The 14,319-nt window shown below is 58.1% G+C and carries 20 protein-coding genes; all 20 read left to right on the top strand.

The window, feature by feature from the left end; genetic code table 11:
* Window positions 1-53 precede the first annotated feature (53 nt).
* The 20 genes from BN874_RS00860 to BN874_RS00765 all read left to right on the top strand — a co-directional run bounded on the left by BN874_RS00860 (window position 54) and on the right by BN874_RS00765 (window position 14,210).
* Window positions 54-410 carry an SLAC1 family transporter gene (locus BN874_RS00860; protein ID WP_051497268.1) on the top strand — a complete coding sequence of 119 codons (357 nt, stop codon included), beginning with the start codon at window positions 54-56 and terminating at the stop codon, window positions 408-410.
* A 56-nt stretch (window positions 411-466) separates the two neighbouring features.
* Complete coding sequence (locus tag BN874_RS00855) at window positions 467-658, top strand: YgaP family membrane protein (protein ID WP_034430222.1); 192 nt, start codon at window positions 467-469, stop codon at window positions 656-658.
* A gap of 60 nt (window positions 659-718) precedes the next feature.
* Window positions 719-1,063, top strand: coding sequence for a carboxymuconolactone decarboxylase family protein (locus BN874_RS00850; protein ID WP_034430221.1), 345 nt, complete (start codon window positions 719-721; stop codon window positions 1,061-1,063).
* A gap of 68 nt (window positions 1,064-1,131) precedes the next feature.
* Entirely contained in the window at window positions 1,132-1,743 is a 612-nt protein-coding gene (locus BN874_RS00845) for a class I SAM-dependent DNA methyltransferase (protein ID WP_051497267.1), read from the top strand.
* A gap of 15 nt (window positions 1,744-1,758) precedes the next feature.
* On the top strand, window positions 1,759-2,511 hold the full coding sequence (locus BN874_RS00840; protein WP_034430216.1) for an MBL fold metallo-hydrolase: 753 nt from the start codon (window positions 1,759-1,761) through the stop codon (window positions 2,509-2,511).
* Window positions 2,512-2,520: 9 nt separating this feature from the next.
* Entirely contained in the window at window positions 2,521-3,363 is an 843-nt protein-coding gene (locus tag BN874_RS00835) for a sulfite exporter TauE/SafE family protein (RefSeq protein ID WP_034430215.1), read from the top strand.
* A gap of 85 nt (window positions 3,364-3,448) precedes the next feature.
* Window positions 3,449-3,865, top strand: a complete 417-nt coding sequence (locus BN874_RS00830; RefSeq protein WP_034430214.1) for a DsrE family protein — start codon at window positions 3,449-3,451, stop codon at window positions 3,863-3,865.
* 38 nt (window positions 3,866-3,903) lie between these two features.
* A complete protein-coding gene (locus tag BN874_RS00825) occupies window positions 3,904-4,839 on the top strand; it encodes an MBL fold metallo-hydrolase (protein ID WP_034430213.1) in 936 nt (311 codons plus the stop codon).
* A 2-nt stretch (window positions 4,840-4,841) separates the two neighbouring features.
* A complete protein-coding gene (locus BN874_RS21995) occupies window positions 4,842-5,339 on the top strand; it encodes a hypothetical protein (RefSeq protein ID WP_051497266.1) in 498 nt (165 codons plus the stop codon).
* A gap of 481 nt (window positions 5,340-5,820) precedes the next feature.
* Window positions 5,821-6,627 (top strand): ProQ/FINO family protein, encoded by an 807-nt coding sequence (locus BN874_RS21990; protein ID WP_051497265.1) that lies wholly within the window; start codon window positions 5,821-5,823, stop codon window positions 6,625-6,627.
* A gap of 3 nt (window positions 6,628-6,630) precedes the next feature.
* Window positions 6,631-7,044 (top strand): hypothetical protein, encoded by a 414-nt coding sequence (locus tag BN874_RS21985; RefSeq protein ID WP_051497264.1) that lies wholly within the window; start codon window positions 6,631-6,633, stop codon window positions 7,042-7,044.
* A complete protein-coding gene (locus BN874_RS00805) occupies window positions 7,041-7,910 on the top strand; it encodes a DUF2145 domain-containing protein (RefSeq protein WP_081756038.1) in 870 nt (289 codons plus the stop codon). The genes BN874_RS21985 and BN874_RS00805 overlap by 4 nt, the downstream gene beginning before the upstream one ends.
* 184 nt (window positions 7,911-8,094) lie before the next feature.
* A complete protein-coding gene (gene thiO, locus BN874_RS00800; RefSeq protein ID WP_051497262.1) occupies window positions 8,095-9,195 on the top strand; it encodes a glycine oxidase ThiO in 1,101 nt (366 codons plus the stop codon).
* A complete protein-coding gene (gene thiS / locus BN874_RS00795) occupies window positions 9,192-9,392 on the top strand; it encodes a sulfur carrier protein ThiS (protein WP_034430211.1) in 201 nt (66 codons plus the stop codon). The genes thiO and thiS overlap by 4 nt, the downstream gene beginning before the upstream one ends.
* Before the next feature lie 2 nt (window positions 9,393-9,394).
* Window positions 9,395-10,204 carry a thiazole synthase gene (locus tag BN874_RS00790; RefSeq protein WP_034430209.1) on the top strand — a complete coding sequence of 270 codons (810 nt, stop codon included), beginning with the start codon at window positions 9,395-9,397 and terminating at the stop codon, window positions 10,202-10,204.
* Entirely contained in the window at window positions 10,201-10,836 is a 636-nt protein-coding gene (locus BN874_RS00785) for a thiamine phosphate synthase (protein WP_034430207.1), read from the top strand. The genes BN874_RS00790 and BN874_RS00785 overlap by 4 nt, the downstream gene beginning before the upstream one ends.
* A 12-nt stretch (window positions 10,837-10,848) precedes the next feature.
* Window positions 10,849-12,000, top strand: a complete 1,152-nt coding sequence (gene moeB, locus BN874_RS00780) for a molybdopterin-synthase adenylyltransferase MoeB (RefSeq protein ID WP_034430206.1) — start codon at window positions 10,849-10,851, stop codon at window positions 11,998-12,000.
* Between the two features lie 225 nt (window positions 12,001-12,225).
* Window positions 12,226-13,392, top strand: a complete 1,167-nt coding sequence (gene nifV, locus BN874_RS00775; RefSeq protein WP_034430204.1) for a homocitrate synthase — start codon at window positions 12,226-12,228, stop codon at window positions 13,390-13,392.
* 15 nt (window positions 13,393-13,407) lie between these two features.
* The gene (gene nifW / locus BN874_RS00770) at window positions 13,408-13,725 is read left to right on the top strand and encodes a nitrogenase-stabilizing/protective protein NifW (RefSeq protein WP_034430203.1); all 318 of its coding nucleotides are present in this window, start codon (window positions 13,408-13,410) and stop codon (window positions 13,723-13,725) included.
* The gene (locus tag BN874_RS00765; RefSeq protein WP_034430201.1) at window positions 13,725-14,210 is read left to right on the top strand and encodes a nitrogen fixation protein NifZ; all 486 of its coding nucleotides are present in this window, start codon (window positions 13,725-13,727) and stop codon (window positions 14,208-14,210) included. The genes nifW and BN874_RS00765 overlap by 1 nt, the downstream gene beginning before the upstream one ends.
* The last annotated feature ends 109 nt before the right edge of the window (window positions 14,211-14,319 follow it).

The following is a 14,319-nucleotide window of genomic DNA, read 5'->3' as shown; positions in this document are numbered from 1 at the left end:
CCGACCGCCGCGCTGGACTCCCCCTCCCGCCCCTGCCGCACCCGGGGGAGTGAATGACTGCCATCCTGCTGGCGCCGCCTTCAGTAGGCTTTATCGCCTATATCCGTTTGACCGGCAGCGTGGATGCCTTCGGGCGTATTCTTTATTATACCGCACTGTTCCTCGCCTTGCTGTTAGCCAGTAATGCGGTGAGGTTTCTGCGGTCGCCGTTCTTTATTTCGGCTTGGGCCTATTCTTTCCCGTTGGCTGCACTGACAATTGCCACGCTGGTGATGAGTACGCATCTGCCTCTCCCGTTGTTCCCATTGTTGGGATTCGGGTTGCTGGTACTGCTCAGTGTGGTGGTGGCAGTGCTAACCGGACGAACCCTGCTGGCCGTCAGGCGGCAGGAAATTTGTGCGCCAGAGTAATCCTTTCATCGGGCGTTTTTGTTGCGTCACTCACATTTTAATTTGGAGGTATTGCCATGCAATGCAATGTCGGAACGGCTGATCGTATCATTCGAGTCGTCGCGGGATTAGGGTTGATCGCCTTGGCGGCTACCGGAACCGTAGGAATTTGGGGTTGGATCGGCGTTGTACCAGTACTCACCGGGGGATTTGGCTTCTGTCCGGCTTATACCCTGTTGGGCATCAAGGCCTGCAAAACTACTGCTTAGCTTTATCGGCATCCTCGGCGCCATCCCCGTTCGGATGGCTCTTCCCACTGGGAGAGAATGATGAGCGGTAAGTCGTTCAAGCAAATTACTCAGGATATCAGCAAAGCGCTTGGCCCTTTGCATAAGGAAGCCGGCGGAACCATGACCGGTTTTGGGGCGATGGCGAAAGCAGCGATGGCACCGGGCGTATTGTCGGAACTGGATAAGGAGTTAATTGCCCTGGCTATTGGAGTCACTTCGCGCTGCGATGGCTGCATTGGTTTTCATGTAAAAACCCTGGTACGGCTGGGCGTAACCCGCGAACAGTTGAATGAAACTTTGGCTGTTGCGGTGTACATGGGCGGCGGGCCGGCGCTGATGTATGCGGCTGAGGCATTGCGCGCCTTTGAGGAATTCAGCAGCTGATACTTAGCTCAGCGATTTTGCGGTGCTACCAATGAACCCGAAACATGACAACCAGCGCGAGGACTGCGATGAATTTCGATGACCAAGCCAAAACCTGGGACTCCGATCCAGTCAAGCAGGAACGGGCGGAGGCGGTGGCCGCTGCTATTCGGCAGCGAATTCCCCTGTCATCGGCTTGGCGCGCCCTCGAATACGGCTGCGGAACCGGATTGCTGAGTCTCGCCCTGCACAGGGATTTAGGCTCGATCACCCTGGCGGACGCCTCGCCGGGGATGCTGGCGGTATTGGAAGCCAAGTTTGCCGCCGCCCAGCTCGATCACCTGCATCCGCTGCGACTCGATTTAACCTGCGATCCGCTGCCGTCGGATCGCTACGACCTGATCTACAGCCTGATGACCTTGCACCACGTCGCTGAAATTGAACCGCTGTTGCGGGATTTCCATGCGCTGCTACTACCGGGAGGCTGGTTGGCTATCGCTGATTTGGATTGGGAAGATGGCTCGTTTCATGGCGCGGGCTTTACCGGCCATTGCGGCCTCGATCGTGAGGGATTGCGGGCGCAACTAATGGCTGCGGGATTCAGCGGCGTGGAATTTTCCACCTGCTACCGGATGAAAAAAGCGACTGACCAAAGCATCCGGGAATATCCGCTGTTTCTGGCGGTCGCGACCCGACCGTAGCGCAAGGGGTGCGACATGATTTTCCGACAGCTTTTTGAACCCGTATCCTGTACCTACAGCTATCTGCTGGCCTGTGCGGACACCGGCGCGTGCGCGATCATTGATCCGGTGATTGACACTGCCGAGCGGGATTTGCAAGTGCTGCAAAGCTTGGGGCTGACCCTGAGCTATACCCTGGACACGCATATTCATGCCGATCATCTGAGCGGCGCGCTCAAGCTCAAGCGCCTGACCGGAAGCCAAATCTGCGGGCCGGCGATGGATCAACTGCCCTGCACCGACATCGGCCTGCGCGAGGGTGAGTGCTTTCACCTCGGCCATATCGAGCTGTGGCCGCTGTTTACGCCCGGACATACTGCGACTCACCATTGCTACCGGGTGGACGATGGAACTCATCTGCTGCTGTTTTCCGGGGATGCGCTGCTCATTGACGCTTGCGGGCGCACCGATTTTCAAGGCGGGGACGCCGCCACCCTGTATCGCAGCATCCATGACCAGTTGTTCACCCTGTCGGATGAAACTCTGGTCTATCCCGGCCATGATTACGAGGGCCGCTTTGTTTCCACCATTGCCCAGGAAAAAGCCCGCAATCCGCGCTTGAAGGATCAAACGTCGCTGGAAACCTTTGTCGCCATCATGAACGGACTTGATCTGCCTTATCCGCGCAAGATGGATTTCGCCGTACCCGGTAATCGGTTGTGCGGCCAGTGTCCGCCGAATGTGCCGATGGAGTTCCGGGCGCCCTGTGATCAACATGAACAGGGATAGGATACGGACATGGTAAGCCTGCTGTTCGGCCTCCTGGTCGGCTTTTCGCTGGGATTGACCGGCGGCGGCGGTTCCATTTTCGCGGTGCCGCTGCTGGTTTACGGCTTGGCGATGCCCGCGCACGAGGCGGTGGGGGTGTCGCTGGTCGCAGTGGGCGCTACTGCCCTGGCTGGAGCTATCGTTCGCCTGCGGCGGCGCGAAGTGGAGATCAAAACCGCCTTGCTGTTTGGAGTAGCCGGCATGATTGGAGCGCCGCTGGGAACCGGATTGGGTGCAAAACTGCCGGCTGAACTGCTGCTGGGTGGATTTGCCCTGCTGATGCTGTTAGTGGCGGTGCGGATGTGGCGAAAAGCCGTCCGCAATCCGGAAGAGGCTAAAGTCGTGCGCGCCGGTGAACATGCTTCCGACACTGCCGAAGGGCCAGCTTGCCGGGTCAATCCCGCCGGCGGCTTGACCCTGACTTCCCGTTGCGCCCTGATGCTGGCGCTCACCGGTATGATCACCGGGTTGTTGTCCGGTTTGTTCGGCGTCGGTGGCGGGTTCCTGATTGTGCCGGCCCTGGTGCTGGTGGCGTCACTGCCGATGCATCGTGCGGTAGCGACTTCGCTGCTGGTCATCGCCATCATCAGTGCGGCGGGCAGTGCGTCCTATCTGTTGGCGGGCCGACCCTTGGCGCTGGAGGTGACGGCCTTATTTGTGTTCGGCGGGCTGTTCGGCATGGGTTTGGGCGCGAAATTAAGCCATCGCCTCGCCGGGCCTCAATTGCAAAAGCTGTTCGCGGTCATGATGGTCAGCGTAGCGATCTATATGCTCGTGCATGTTCTTGAAAGCGTCCTCCGCTGGAACTCTTGAAATCCATGATGGATCAATGCCGTCAGTGTTGTATGAGTCGCTGACATTAAACTTGTTCTTTCCCTTATCCTCTAAGGAGTCACTCATGAAGTTTTTTTCACATTTAGCACTGGCCTTGGCTCTGATGGTTGGCAGTGTCGCTACAGTTTTCGCCGGAGACAGCGATCCACTCTTCGTAAATTTGACCACGGATGACGCGCATCGCGCTGATATGGCAATCTCCTTCGGTAAAAATCAACTGGATCGCGGGCATCCCTTGACGATCTTTCTCAATGACAAGGGCGTATTTATTAGTTCCAAGGGAAATGCCGCCAAATTTGCTGATCATCAGAAGATGCTGGGCGAACTGATGAGTAAAGGAGCCACGGTTTTAATCTGCCCGATGTGCATGAAGCATTACGGCGTGAAAGAGTCAGATTTATTATCCGGCGTTAAAGTGGGCAATCCTGACCTGACCGGTAGTTTCTTGTTCAAGGACAACACTAAAACGTTGAGTTGGTAATTCCGGCCTGACCTGGATTTTTGCGAGAGGTGATCGTCATGTCAGATACCCGTCCCACCTTCGATATGGGCGTCCTGAAACGTTTGCGGATTGTCTGCATCTCCGAAACCGGCTGGTTTGATACCGCTACGGTGTTTGGCGACATCAAGGTTGCGGGGGGCGCTGAAACTGATCAATACACCATTCCATGGCCGCCGTTCGGCGCGTTACACACCGATAACGCGGCTGGTTTCTCGGCGTTGCTGGAAATCGAGATGACGGATGGGACGGTGCGCCGTCTGCTGTTCGATACCGGCTGGAATCCCCAATGGATGGATCGCCGCTTCACTGAGGAGGGTATTGACCGGCTGTTGCAGCAGGGTCAAATCGAAGCCCTGATCATCAGTCACGAGCATTTTGATCATTTCTGGGGAATCGGTTCGACCCTCCGGCATTGTCCCGGCCTTACGATCTATGTCCCGGAAGGGTTTCATCCAGCGGGCTTTGCTTTCATCCAGCAGCAGGGCCATACCGGAGCCGTGATCACCGTCCCCACTGACCAGCCGCTGGCGCTGTTTCCCGGTTTGGCGCTGGTTAGTTTTCCGATGAGTACGCTGTTGCAGGTGCAGGGCGAAAATGTGCTATACGCCAATCTTCAGGATCAGGGCTTGGCGATGGTCACCGGCTGTGGTCATGGGGGGGTGCTGAACCTGCTGGACTACGCCCGTCGCACCTTCACCGGCGGCGAACGCATCCATGCGATCTATGGCGGGTTGCACATTGCGCCCCTGGAGGACTGGGACGAGTCACGGGAGCAGGTGGTCAACGCTCTGAGCAGTTACGGGATCGCCAAAGTCGCGTGCAACCACTGCACCGGGCGCACAGCCGTTGAGAAAATGCTGGAAGTCGGTCTGCCAGTGGTGCAAGGGACGGCCCGGCATGGTTCTCAGACGAATTTATTTTTGGGCAACGGCGACGTGCTGGAGTTGGGGTAAATATGGAACACAAGATAACAAAAAACGATCTTTTGATATTTAGTGCAACGGCTGCAATTTTGTTTGTTTTAGGAATATTAAGCAGTATGTACTATCCCCACCTCAGTGATTGGTTACAGCATCGCTCAGAGCAGACTGTCATTCTAAATGCTGATCGCGCCTGTAATCCAATAAATAAAACTTGTACGATCAGCGATTCAGAGTTGGCTATAGCACTTAAATTGGGAGACAGTGTACAGCCACTGGCTGCATTTCCTGTTTTAGTCAGTCTGGCTGGAACAACGGCGGCTAAAGCCAAAGCAGTGACTGTTTATTTTACTATGGCCGATATGGATATGGGGTTTAACCGTTTTGATCTGGGTCAACAAGCCGATGGAACTTGGCGGGGGCAGGCCATTTTGCCCGTTTGTACCGCAGGGCGACGGGATTGGCGAGCGACCGTAAAAGTTGCCAGCGACCCTCCCTATACCGGTGAATTTTATCTGCTGGCTAATCCATAGCTTGCTCAAATTTATTAAAGATAACTCTCTGAATTAGCAATGGGTTAGCGTTCTGTTAATCTTAAATCATGGGGTGATAGCAGTGACCGTGGCCGGCCGTGTCACCGGAACCGCAGGCCGGGCAAACCGGCATCGTCAGCGTCTTTATCGCCCCAGTAGAACTCACCCAACGACTCGACACAAGGGCAAATCCAGTGGTTTAAGCCCAGTGCCCAACCGGTCTAATGGGTTGTTTTCCCCGAACCCACCGCCCCTGCCACCCATAATCTTCACCCTTCCCACTGAAACGTCTGGTTTTTTACCAACCACTCCACCAGCGCGGCATGAGCAATCCGGTGATGACAGCCGACCAGAGAAAGGAATCGAGCGCACGGGGATCGCGCTGCATTACAGCCGGATGCTCGGCCCGTTCACAGAATTGCTGATTAGCTCTATCCTGAATAGAGTATTCTGTACCCATGCAACGACTAGAGATGTGGCGATGCCCGACGATATCTTTTCCCTGATCAACCGGCTGGTCGAGATTTTCCCCGATTGTTTTAGCCGTTCCACTCCCAAACCACTCAAGATTGGCATCGGCTCGGAACTGTTCGCGCTGGCCGGCGTACATCCAGCGTTGCTGGACGTGAGCCGCAAGCAGCTCCGGCAAGCGCTGGCGTTCTACACTGGCTCTAACGCCTACCGGAAAGCAGTGGTGCTCGGCGGTGCCCGCTATGGGGCAGATGGCCAACCGTCCGGTGAGGTGACGCCGGAGCAGCAGGAATTCGCTAAAACGCCCCGGCCGAAAAAAATGCCTGCGACCGCTGCATCCGCAGATAGACCCACCACGGTTGACATGACTGCCCTACTGCAAGAGGTGATGGCAATGGCGATTTCCGCCAAACTGGATGTGACGATCAAGATCAACCAACTGCCCCAAAGCAAGCCTGCTTCGCCGCAAACCGTGCTGTTTGCGGTGCAGGCGAATAACCGGACGGTAGTGGTGGAGTTGAAAAACAAAACCTGGAATACGATCAAGGAAGCTTCGGAACGCTATCCGCAGTGGGTGGCGGCGATCACGGGTCAACCGGGTGCGGCGCTGCCTGATGGCGGTTTCAGGCTGGAAAATCCGGCAGTACAAGTATTCGAGAAGAAACCTAAACCCGATGCCGGAGCGCAGTCCGCTGCGCCTACCGCGCCAACTCTGCCAATCCCACCACACATATCCGCCGCGCCAACCCCGCCACCGAGTACGCCAACTCCGTCGTTGGGACGCCCCAAGCTGTCGCTGAAAAGTCGGAACACCTGAAAGATGGGTTTCATCAAATACATCATCGTTGCTGTGTGGCTGGCCGGTGCCAACTTGGCGGATGCGGCGGAAGGCAGTCGGGTATCGCAAGGCTCTTCACTCTTGGTGGAAGGCGCATCCACCCTCGTCGCCGGGAGTATCGAGGTGGTCGCGGGTTCGGCTACTCTGACCGTGAAAGCCGTTCAAGCATCAGCGGAAGGTGCTGTAGTCGTTCTGGCCGGTGCCTCCGAAGCTACTGCCGTGTCCGTCACGGTCACTTCCGAAATCGCTGCTGGGTTGTCGAAAGCTATTGGATCCACCGTGGAGGTGGTCACCGAATCCGCCGGTTATGCCTTAATACATGCGGGAAAAATGATTGCTTTTATCCCGAATGAACTCAGCAAAAGTCTCTTGCACCACTCCCAACATCCGCAATGAACCGACATCGGCGACGAATACGATCAGGCGTTCTCACGCTGATCGGCACTTGTACGCTGGTGTTCTTGGCGACAACGGCGTTGGCGGGAACCGCGTGTACACAGAAACCGCTCACGCCGGAGGGGCTGGCTAAAGCGTCCCGGCTGGGAGTGAAGTTGTTCAGTACCCTGGATTCAAATAACGCTGAAGTTGTCATGATCGGTAGAGTGGGTGCGGACCTGTCCAACTATGGTTTGCGCTTTAGTCATTTGGGCTTTGCGTTACGCAATGACCCCAAGGGTCAATGGACGGTGATCCATTTGCTCAATCGCTGTGGGACGGATTCTTCTTCACTTTACGATGAAGGCTTGATCACTTTCTTTTTGGATGATCCGTTTGCTTATGAGGTCATCGTCGCCGTACCGAATCCTGAACTGCAGCGCGCCTTGGTCAAGGTATTGCGTAGTGGAACCGTCTGGCGTTTGCACCAGGCACACTACAATACGATTGCCCATCCGCAATCATTGGACTTCCAAAACAGCAATCAATGGTTGTTGGAACTGGTGGTGGCGGCGATGGCGAAAGGCGTGGTCAATAGTCGCAGCGAGGTTCAGCAACACCCGCTGATGCAGCAATACCAGCCGGATGTTATTGCGATTGACCGGCTGACCCGACTGGGTAGCGGTTTGTTCAAGGCTAATCTGACTTTTACCGATCATTCTTTGGCAGATCGATTAAAAGGTGAATACCACATCGTGTCAGTTCGCTCAGTGATTCGTTTTCTCCACCGGACCGGGATGCTGGAACGGCTCCTGTGGCTGGATTTGCAGAGCGCTCCTAAAACTTTTACCGGGGCCGACCTTGATCGCGTATTGGGACGGTTATAGCGATTTTCCCGATCAACAATACGAAATCACACTTCAGTCAACAATCTCTCCATGTTTCTTCTTGGCAATAACTGTTGTTCTCCCCGGGGTTTCGCGGGAAAGCCGTTAGATCTATCGAGGTTTGGTATCATTCGCCATTACTGAATGCCCTCCATTGTGGATCATCAGACACCGAGAGAACGACGTGCGCTCTTACCAAATCGCCGTGATCGGCGCGGGAATTACCGGACTGACCCAAGCCTTGTGGTTACAGCGCCAAGGTCATCAGATCAGCTTGTTCGAGCGGGGCGGCGAACGTCTGGATCATCACTGTAGCCACGTCGGAGCCGGAATGCTGGCGCCTTATTGCGAATTGAGCGAGGCCGAAGACGCGGTAGCGCATTGGGGCGCTGCCGCCCTCAAACGGTGGCAGGCGGTCACTCCGACCTTGGCGCTGCCGGTTCATATGACCTGTGAGGGAACGCTGGTGGTCGCCCATCATCGAGATCGGGCGGGAATGCAGCATCTGGCCGAGCGCGTCACCCACGCCGGTTTTGGCGCTCACCGGCAATGGCTGCAACGGGATGCGTTGCGCGAGTTGGAACCGGAACTGGAAGGCCGCTTTGCGGAAGGGCTGTATTTTGCTCCAGAAGGCGAGATCGATCCGCGCTCGCTGTTGCCCGCTTTGGTCGAGACGCTGCGGCAGAATGGCGCGCAGTTGAATTTTATGACCGAAGTTGAGCATCTGGCGCCGGGAGAAATCACCCTGCGGGGTGAGCGCCATGCCTTTGACTGGGTGCTGGATTGTCGGGGGCTGGCGGCGCGGGAGCAGATGAGCGATTTGCGCGGAGTGCGCGGCGAGATCATCACCTTGCGCACCCGCGAAGTTCATTTGCGCCGCCCGATTCGGATGATGCACCCGCGTTATCCGCTGTATATCGTGCCGCGCCCTGACCATCGCTTTGTGGTCGGCGCGACCAGCCTTGAAAGCGATTCGCTGCGACCCGCCACCGTGCGCTCTACCTTGGAACTGCTGTCAGCAGCTTACGCTTTGCACCCGGCTTTTGCCGAAGCGGAAATTGTCGAAATGAACACCCAGTGCCGACCGGCGTTGCCGGATCATTTGCCGCGCATCGTGCAACACGACACATTGCTGCGAATCAATGGTTTGTACCGCCACGGCTATCTGCTGAGTCCGTTGCTGGCGGAGGCGGTGGCGGCATTTATTGGTGAGCAGCGCCGCCCGGCGGCAACGGCGAAATTATGGCAGTCTAGCGGCCCGGCAACCGGAGGAGGACGCGCATGATCATTGAAGTGAATGGCGAGAAAAGGCAGTTGGATCAGCCACAGGTTCTGGCGGAGGCCATCACTCATTGGGGTTATCAATGCGCGCTGATTGCAGTGGCGCACAATGATGAGTTTGTGCCGCGCAGCCGCTATGCCGCGACTCCGCTTCAGGACGGGGATCGCCTGGAAATTGTGGCCCCGATGCAGGGAGGTTAAGGATGACCACGCCGAATTGGGAAATCGGGGGCCGTGCGCTGGGTTCGCGGCTGTTGCTGGGGACCGCCCGCTATCCGTCACTGGCGGTATTGCAACAGGCGATCCAGGCATCGGGTGCCGCTATCGTAACGGTCTCGCTGCGGCGGGAGTCGGCTTCGGGTCGCGCTGGAAGTCAGTTCTGGTCGCTGATTAAGGAGATGGGCGTACAGGTTTTGCCCAATACCGCCGGCTGCAAAACCGTGAAAGAGGCGCTGACGACGGCGGAAATGGCGCGGGAGGTGTTCGAGACAGCGTGGCTGAAACTGGAAGTGATCGGCGACGATTACACCCTGCAACCGCATCCGTTCCTGTTGGTGGAAGCGGCGGAAGAGTTGTGCCGGCGCGGCTTTGAGGTGTTTCCGTACACCACTGAGGATTTGGTGGTCGCCGAGCGGCTGATTCAAGCCGGCTGCAAGATTCTGATGCCGTGGGGTGCGCCGATTGGATCGGGACAGGGCTTGAATAATCCCTATGCGTTGCGAACCTTGCGCGCTCGTTATCCCGAAATCTCGCTGATCGTAGATGCCGGCATCGGCAAACCTTCCCATGCGCTTCAGGCAATGGAGATGGGCTACGACGGAGTGCTGGTCAATACCGCAGTGGCTCGCGCCACCGATCCGGTTCAAATGGGACGCGCTTTCGGGCTGGCGGTTGCAGCCGGCCGGCTGGCTTATCTAGCCGGCGCGATGCTGGCTCAGGATATGGCGGAACCGAGCACACCGGTTACCGGAACTCCGTTCTGGCACTCGTCGCCACAGGAACCCACAAAATGAAAACAGCGGGCATTTATGGGTTTTATCCGGTGGTGGACGATGTCCGCTGGCTGCGGCGGTTCCTGCCGTTGGGGGTGCGGACAATCCAGCTTCGGATCAAGCAACAGTCCACAGCCGCCGTTCAGCGCCAGCTTCGCGAGGCGCTGGCGATTGCCGCCGACTACGACGATTGCCAGATGATCATCAACGATTATTGGCGGGAGGCGATTGCCTTGGGCGCACGCTGGCTGCACTTGGGGCAGGGCGATCTGGCGGGCGCGGATCGAGCGGCGATCCAGGCGGCGGGGATCAAACTGGGGATTAGCACTCACAGTTTTGAAGAGTTGGCGAACGCTCTGGAGGCACAGCCCGATCACTTGGCGCTGGGACCGATTTACCCAACGACGTTGAAGCAAATGCCGTGGTCGCCCCAAGGTCTGGCCCGCATCGGCGAATGGAAGACGCGCTGTAGCGAGCTTCCGCTGGTGGCGATTGGCGGCATCACCCTGGAACGGGCGGAAGCCGTACTGGCGGCAGGCGCCGACGCCATCGCGGTAGTCTCTGATGTGCTTAGCGCTCCCAATCCTGAGGATCGGGTGTGCGCCTGGCTGGATTTGTTTCGTGAAGCGGCAACGCCTGCGCAAATCGGATAGAGGAACTCTGGGATGATCCGTTCTACCGGTACACCGCCCCCGCTGAGCAGCGCCGAGCAATTGCGTTATGCCCGTCATTTGAGCCTGCCTGAAATCGGGCTGGACGGTCAACACAAGCTGCAGCAAGCCAGCGTCCTGGTGATCGGCGCGGGCGGGTTGGGTACGCCGGCCTTGCTGTATCTTGCGGCGGCGGGCGTAGGCCGTCTGGGGATTATTGACCCGGATTGCGTGGAACTCAGCAATCTCCAGCGGCAGATTTTGTACCCCACGGCGGCCTGTGGCAGCGCCAAAGTCGAAGCCGCCCGCGACCGCTTGCTTGCGCTCAATCCGCACCTTCAGATCGACATTTACCCCGAAGCCTTCGCGCTCGCCAACTCCGCCGACCTGATTGCCGCGTATGACCTGATCATTGAAGGCTCCGATCAGTTTGCTGCCAAGTATCTGGTGAATGATGCCTGTGTGCTGGCGGGCAAGCCGTACATCGGCGCCAGCATCCGCGCCTTTTCGGGGATGCTGGCGGTCTACGCCGCACCCAATGGCCCCTGCTATCGTTGTCTTTTCCCTGAAATGCCCGCTCCCGAAACCGTCCCAAGCTGCGCGCAAGCCGGGGTTTTGGGCACCGTGCCGGGGCTGTTTGGCGTGTTGCAAGCGCATGAGGCGTTGAAGCTGATCCTGGGCATCGGGGAGCCGCTGATTGGGGCGCTGCTTAAAATTGACCTGCTGACGATGCGCTTTCAACGACTGCGGTTGCCGCGTGATCCGGGTTGCCCGCTGTGCGGTGAGTCACCCACGATCCGCACGCTAACTGAGACTTCATTCGTTTGCGCCACTCCCACGCAGCGACCTACCGACACTCTGCCTTGGCTCAGCGTAGCGGCCAGCCAACAGCGCCCGGCCTTGCGCTGGGTGGATATCCGAACTACGGCTGAATTTGCTGCTGGACATGTTCCTGAGGCGATCCATGCGCCGCTGGATCAGATTGAAGCCTGGGCCGCTCAGGTGGAGCCACACGAGGAACTGTTGCTCTATTGCCAGCAGGGCGGGCGAACGGTGCAGGCTTATCACCGGCTTCAGGGCAAGCTGCAAGGACGGGTTTCGTTGCTCCGGGGCGGTTATGAGGCCTGGTTGCAGGGCGTGAGCGCGCAAACTTCGGCGACTTCCTGATCCACACTGCCAATACGCCCACCTGGATTCCCGCGCAAACGGGAATGACAGAAAGCGAAAGTCCTGAGATTGTCACCTTTCCAACAACCCGCCCGCCTGATTCTGTGCGAAACCCTTCGCAACAGTCGGAATTAGTCCGCCAACTCCTTGTTTAACAACTGATCCTGAATTGGCACGGGCTTTGTAAACCTCTACGGCAATACCGCTTCAGGCCAGATTGCCGTGATGACCGCTCCTTTCCGCACGATCACGATTGATGACACCACCCTGCGCGACGGCGAACAGTCGGCGGGGGTCGCTTTTACTCAGGATGAAAAGCGGGCTATCGCCGGCGAGTTGGTTGCGCTGGGGGTGCCGGAACTGGAGATCGGCATTCCCGCGATGGGCGCGGAGGAACAGGACAGCATTCGCGATCTGGCCGCGCTGGGCCTGGACGCCCGGCTGTTGGTGTGGAGCCGGATGTGCGAAGCCGATCTGCGGCTGTGCCGCGATCTGGGGGTGTGGGCGGTGGATCTTTCGGTGCCGCTTTCTGACCAGCAGCTTCGCCACAAACTGGGTTGGACCCGCGAGCAGGCATTGGCCGCGATTCGTCGCTGCGTGCCCCAAGCGCGGGAATTGGGGCTGGAGGTGATTGTCGGCGGCGAAGACGCTTCGCGGGCCGATCACGATTTTTTGTTACGCGCCGCCGAGACGGCCCAAGTCGTCGGGGCGCGGCGCTTTCGTTTCGCCGATACCTTGGGGATCATGGAACCGTTTGGCACGCTGGCCATTTTCCAGCGTTTGCGGGCGGCGGTCGATTTTGAACTGGAAATGCACGCTCACGACGATCTGGGGCTGGCGACCGCCAATACCCTGGCCGCCGCGCTGGGCGGGGCCAGCCATGTCAACACCACGGTCAATGGTCTCGGCGAGCGCGCCGGCAATGCCGCGCTGGAAGAAGTGGCGCTGGGTTTGCGCAAGCTGTACGGCTTTCAAGTCGAGCTGGATCTGTCACGCTTCCCGGCGTTGTCGCAACGGGTGGCCGCTGCCGCCAACCGACCGTTGTATTGGCACAAAAGTCTGGTTGGCGAAGGCGCTTTCACCCATGAAGCCGGGATTCATGTGGACGGTCTGCTCAAACATCCCCTGAATTACCAGGGGGTGGACCCGGCGGAACTGGGTCGTAGCCACCGGCTGGTGCTCGGCAAGCATTCCGGCACTCAGGCGGTGCTGAAGGTTTATCACGATCTGGGCATCGCGCTGAGTTCGCTTCAGGCTGGCGCCGTACTCCAGCGCATCCGCGCCTTCGTCGGCCAATGCAAGCGTTTACCCGAAACCGCTGACCTGGAAACCTTTTACCGGGAAGTCCACGCAGCGCCCGCGCTGAATTCCATTGCAGCGCCACTGGTTTGAATCAGGAGGAATCCCATGACCGACCCGCAAAGTATGGATTTGACCGATCTCGTGTCTGCCGAGGATTTTCTGGATCACTTCGGCATCGCCTACGATCCCGCTGTGGTGCAGGTGTGCCGTTTGCACATTTTGCAACGCCTTCATAACTACCTGGCCGCTGAACCGATGGCCGCATCCGCCACTGCGGAATCCGAACGCTATGCCCGTTGCCTGAAGCGCGCCTATCAGGACTTCGTGGATTCGGACCCGCAGACCGAAAAGGTGTTCTCGGTGTTCCGGCGCCACTCGGGGGAGACCCGGATTTCGCTGGATAGCCTGCGGCGGAGCGCCTGATGTCCCGACCCCTGTTCGCCGACAGCGACGCGGTTCGGGTGATCCGCACCGTCCGCGATGATGGCACCTATCCCGGTGCCAACCGGGGCGAAGTGCTGATCCGGCGCGGTAGCATCGGTTATGTCTGCGACATCGGAACATTCCTGCAAGATCAGATCATCTATTCGGTTCATTTTCTGGAAGCCGGCGGACGGATCATCGGCTGCCGGGATGTGGAATTGATTGCCGCCGATGCGCCATGGAATCCCAGCCGTTTCGAGCGTGGCGACCGGGTGCAGGCACGGCTGGCGCTGGGCATCCAGGGTCAGGTTCTGGTGGCGGCCAATGAGTCGGGGATGGTGCTGAAAGTGTTAGCCGACGTTCCCGGCGACGTGCAGTATCAAGTGCAGTTCGACGCCCGGTTGCTGCAAGTGCCGGAAAGCGCGTTGGAGGAGTGGGTGGCGGCGGCGATTAAGGACGAAGCGGGAGCTACCATGGTGATTTGACGGTTACTGCCCATACTTTCGGGTGGCTGACCCATTGTCTCTACTGTCGGGTCCATCCCAACAAAGGTACGTGAGGCGACATAGCTATTCGCGCATTGACCTAATGTGG

It is taken from the genome of Candidatus Contendobacter odensis Run_B_J11, from assembly GCF_000531125.1.
Lineage (GTDB): Bacteria > Pseudomonadota > Gammaproteobacteria > Competibacterales > Competibacteraceae > Contendibacter > Contendibacter odensensis.
This window is presented reverse-complemented; position numbering and strand designations above follow the sequence as displayed.

Bases quoted from the DNA above. Each gene is read 5' to 3' on its own strand.
- BN874_RS00860 (WP_051497268.1), top strand. From the start codon at position 54: ATGACTGCCATCCTGCTGGCGCCGCCTTCAGTAGGCTTTATCGCCTAT.
- BN874_RS00855 (WP_034430222.1), top strand. From the start codon at position 467: ATGCAATGCAATGTCGGAACGGCTGATCGTATCATTCGAGTCGTCGCG.
- BN874_RS00850 (WP_034430221.1), top strand. From the start codon at position 719: ATGAGCGGTAAGTCGTTCAAGCAAATTACTCAGGATATCAGCAAAGCG.
- BN874_RS00845 (WP_051497267.1), top strand. From the start codon at position 1,132: ATGAATTTCGATGACCAAGCCAAAACCTGGGACTCCGATCCAGTCAAG.
- BN874_RS00840 (WP_034430216.1), top strand. From the start codon at position 1,759: ATGATTTTCCGACAGCTTTTTGAACCCGTATCCTGTACCTACAGCTAT.
- BN874_RS00835 (WP_034430215.1), top strand. From the start codon at position 2,521: ATGGTAAGCCTGCTGTTCGGCCTCCTGGTCGGCTTTTCGCTGGGATTG.
- BN874_RS00830 (WP_034430214.1), top strand. From the start codon at position 3,449: ATGAAGTTTTTTTCACATTTAGCACTGGCCTTGGCTCTGATGGTTGGC.
- BN874_RS00825 (WP_034430213.1), top strand. From the start codon at position 3,904: ATGTCAGATACCCGTCCCACCTTCGATATGGGCGTCCTGAAACGTTTG.
- BN874_RS21995 (WP_051497266.1), top strand. From the start codon at position 4,842: ATGGAACACAAGATAACAAAAAACGATCTTTTGATATTTAGTGCAACG.
- BN874_RS21990 (WP_051497265.1), top strand. From the start codon at position 5,821: ATGCCCGACGATATCTTTTCCCTGATCAACCGGCTGGTCGAGATTTTC.
- BN874_RS21985 (WP_051497264.1), top strand. From the start codon at position 6,631: ATGGGTTTCATCAAATACATCATCGTTGCTGTGTGGCTGGCCGGTGCC.
- BN874_RS00805 (WP_081756038.1), top strand. From the start codon at position 7,041: ATGAACCGACATCGGCGACGAATACGATCAGGCGTTCTCACGCTGATC.
- thiS (WP_034430211.1), top strand. From the start codon at position 9,192: ATGATCATTGAAGTGAATGGCGAGAAAAGGCAGTTGGATCAGCCACAG.
- BN874_RS00790 (WP_034430209.1), top strand. From the start codon at position 9,395: ATGACCACGCCGAATTGGGAAATCGGGGGCCGTGCGCTGGGTTCGCGG.
- BN874_RS00785 (WP_034430207.1), top strand. From the start codon at position 10,201: ATGAAAACAGCGGGCATTTATGGGTTTTATCCGGTGGTGGACGATGTC.
- moeB (WP_034430206.1), top strand. From the start codon at position 10,849: ATGATCCGTTCTACCGGTACACCGCCCCCGCTGAGCAGCGCCGAGCAA.
- nifV (WP_034430204.1), top strand. From the start codon at position 12,226: ATGACCGCTCCTTTCCGCACGATCACGATTGATGACACCACCCTGCGC.
- nifW (WP_034430203.1), top strand. From the start codon at position 13,408: ATGACCGACCCGCAAAGTATGGATTTGACCGATCTCGTGTCTGCCGAG.
- BN874_RS00765 (WP_034430201.1), top strand. From the start codon at position 13,725: ATGTCCCGACCCCTGTTCGCCGACAGCGACGCGGTTCGGGTGATCCGC.